Source organism: Xanthomonas hortorum (assembly GCF_040279205.1).
Lineage (GTDB): Bacteria > Pseudomonadota > Gammaproteobacteria > Xanthomonadales > Xanthomonadaceae > Xanthomonas > Xanthomonas hortorum_F.
Genome location: NZ_JBEOLS010000112.1, coordinates 1 through 3,143, shown reverse-complemented (window position 1 = coordinate 3,143; position 3,143 = coordinate 1). Strand labels below are relative to the sequence as shown.

Here is a 3,143-nt window from a genome sequence, read left to right as displayed (position 1 = left end):
AATGCTGCCTGGCGGCAGGAGATGCCGCCAGAAAACGCATGCCTTACGCACTTCAAGCCAACTACACGCCTCATCTCGACAAGGCTGCTTGAACTTCGAAGATACTGACTGGTTGTTCAGATCTTCCCTAAAGCGCGATCAGTCACCAGTGGCAGATTTTCCTCCAGCAACCGACAACGATGGGTGGTGCTTGCACGCGCGTACTGGCGTGGGAATTTACGCGGCATGGATGCCGCGTAAGAGCCTGCACGGACGTACTTGCGGCGTGTCCCACGCCGGTACGCGTGCAAGCGCCCGAAGCAAACCGAAGCATCCGCGCAAACCGGCAAGCGTCGTGCGCGGCGATAGTTAATTGGCGGGGTCCCATCCACCCTTTAAGGCTACTGGTAGGCAAGCAACACCTTCGCTTTTTCTGCAGCCACCGACAAAACCTGAAAGGTGCTTGCACGCGTACCGGCGTGGGACCTTACGCGGCATGGATGCCGCGTAAGAGCCTACACGGACGTACTTGCGGCGTGTCCCACGCCGGTACGCGTGCAAGCGCCCGCAGCAAACCGAAGCATCCGCGCAAGACCGGCAGGCGTCGTGCACCGCGATAGTCAATGCGTAGCGCCACATCCAGCGTCGGAACACGCCATGCATCCACCCAAGACTGCTACATGCCGGCATCTATGACACCGCAGAGCCAACCAGGCGATGAGGACATCGCACTTCCAACCTGCTCATCTGCGAACGGGAACAAAAAAACAACTGCGCCCACCTGACGATGAGCGCAGTCGTTTTGTTGGCCGCTACAAGAGCGACCACCAATCAATTGATCAGTGCGGCTGGGTCGACTTGGTGCGCAGCGCCTTGGCATGTTCAAGGTGCTGGGCAATGGTTTCGCGGGCACGCTGCAGTTCCTTGCCCAGATCGCTCGACCCCGGCTCGCTGCTCAATTGCGTATCCAGCAGTGCCAGCGCCTGCTCATGGCTGGTCACGCTAGCCTGCAGGTACTGCGTTTCGAATTCCTTGCCGTTCAACCCGTCCAGACGCTTGCGGGTGCCTTCCGCACGCGCGGATGCGGCCTGCGCCAGGGTGCCATTGCGGTCCGGCGCAAAACGGCTGAGGTCGGTCAGCGCGGCGCTGTGGGCTTCATCCATCTTGCGTGCGAACTGCAACGATTCGCCGCCGATGCCCTTCACCACAGCCAGTTGCGCCAGCGTGCGCTCCTGCTCGTTGAAGATGACCAATGCGCCCAATGCCTGCTTGCGATCGGTGGAGATATTGGCGTCGGTGCGCAGTGGGTCGCCGTGCGGTGGTGTCGCACTCTTGGCGGCAGGTCCGGTCAACGTGGTCTGCTGAATGTCGCGGTCGCTGCCGGTGTCGCTGGTCGCATCGGTCGATTGGCCCTGACGACGCTGCCACGCCTTGTATGCCACATAGCCCACGGCGCCGGCGGTTACCATCTTGAAAAGTCCCATTATTGCCTCCTGAGTGATCGTTGCTTGGCGATCATTGATTGTCGGGTTCGCATCGCGGTGTGTGGAATGACTGCAAGCGATTTGACGAGTGACATCAGGGTGCGAGTGCGAGGGTTATCCAGACGTGACTTGCGCATCAACGCCGCGTCGCCAATCGGACGCGTCCACACCGTGCGCACGCTGTGTGCTGATGGGCTTAACGATGCTGCACGAACACTGCATACGTTGCCGCGCATCGACGGCCTTTTCGGGAGATCTCAATGCTTGCCCTCAACTATCACGGCTCACGCGATGTACGGGTTGAAACCGTGCCGGATCCGGTTCTTGTCGAACGCGACGATCTGATCCTGCGCGTCACCGCAACAGCCATCTGCGGCTCGGATCTGCATCTGTATCGCGGCAAGATTCCCGATCTGCGGCATGGTGACATTCTCGGCCATGAATTCATGGGCATCGTCGAAGATGTTGGCCCCGATGTCACGGCAGTCAAACCCGGCGACCGCGTGGTGATTCCGTTCGTGGTCGCCTGCGGGCGCTGCTTCCACTGCGTGCTGCAGGAATTTTCCGCGTGCGAAACCACCAACACCGGCAAGGGTGCGGCATTGAATCACAAGGACATGCGCCCACCGGCGGCCTTGTTCGGCTTCAGCCATCTCTACGGTGGCCTGTCGGGCGGGCAGGCCGAATACGTGCGTGTGCCCAAGGCCAACGTCGGCCCGCTGGTGGTGCCCGATGTCCTGCATGACGAGCAGGTGTTGTTCCTGTCCGACATCTTGCCCACCGGTTATCAAGCCGTGGTCGATGCCGGGGTCAAACAAGGTTCCACCGTGGCCATCTTCGGTGCCGGCCCGGTCGGTCTGATGGCCGCAGCGTGCTGCCGCATGCTGGGCGCCGAACGTATCTTCATGGTGGACCGCCACGCGTATCGGCTCGACTTCGCCTCCAAGGCGTATGGCGTCATCCCGATCAACTTCGACGAGATTGACGACCCGGCCGATGTGATCGTCTCGCAGACCGATGGCCGCGGCGTTGATGCCAGTATCGAAGCGGTGGGCTTCGAGGCCGAAGGCAGCGCGGTGGAAACCGCACTGACCACCTTGAAGCTGGAAGGCAGCAGCGGTGTGGCGATCCGTCAATGCATCGCAGCGACGCGTCGTTGTGGCGTGGTCAGCGTGCCGGGCGTGTATGCCGGCTTCATCCACGCCTTCCTGTTCGGCGATGCGTTCGACAAGGGGCTCACCTTCAAGATGGGCCAGACCCATGTGCAAAAACATATGCCGCAGTTGCTGGAACATATCGGCAACGGCGACCTCAAGCCGAGCGCGATCATTTCGCACCGCATGCCGTTGGCCGACGCAGCGCGCGGCTATGAATTGTTCGACAAGAAACAGGACGATTGCCGCAAGGTGGTGCTGACGCCATAACTGCTGGCGAACCTGCAAACACAAACGGCGCAATCGATGATTGCGCCGTTTGTCTAGGGCCTGTTAACACTAATGGCCCGAGCGATTAAACTATCGTGCATGGAGATCACGCCAGCACAATTTTCTCTAATCGAACACTGCCTGCCGGCGCAGCGCGGCAATGTCAGCATGACCAACCTGCAAGTGGTCAACGCCATCCTTTACGTTGCCGAGCATGGCTGCAAATGGCGCGGCCTACCCAAGCGCTTTGGCAACT

The 3,143-nt window shown here is 60.5% G+C and carries 3 protein-coding genes; 2 read left to right on the top strand and 1 reads right to left on the bottom strand.

Going from position 1 to position 3,143, the window contains the following annotated elements:
- Positions 1 to 818: 818 nt before the first annotated feature.
- Positions 819 to 1,463: a DUF4142 domain-containing protein gene (locus ABS769_RS22295; RefSeq protein WP_317063397.1), complete on the bottom strand. Its 645-nt coding sequence runs from the start codon at positions 1,461 to 1,463 to the stop codon at positions 819 to 821.
- Between the two features lie 260 nt (positions 1,464 to 1,723).
- On the opposite strand from ABS769_RS22295, the gene ABS769_RS22290 reads away from it, so the two are divergent.
- Positions 1,724 to 2,887, top strand: a complete 1,164-nt coding sequence (locus ABS769_RS22290) for a zinc-dependent alcohol dehydrogenase (protein WP_317063395.1) — start codon at positions 1,724 to 1,726, stop codon at positions 2,885 to 2,887.
- 99 nt (positions 2,888 to 2,986) lie between these two features.
- Positions 2,987 to 3,143, top strand: a 157-nt coding sequence (locus ABS769_RS22285; protein ID WP_233368074.1) for a transposase, incomplete at its 3' end; no start/stop codon positions are given.

What these genes read in the sequence shown, in the direction of transcription:
- ABS769_RS22295 (WP_317063397.1), bottom strand. Translation starts at nt 1,463, where the DNA reads ATGGGACTTTTCAAGATGGTAACCGCCGGCGCCGTGGGCTATGTGGCA.
- ABS769_RS22290 (WP_317063395.1), top strand. Translation starts at nt 1,724, where the DNA reads ATGCTTGCCCTCAACTATCACGGCTCACGCGATGTACGGGTTGAAACC.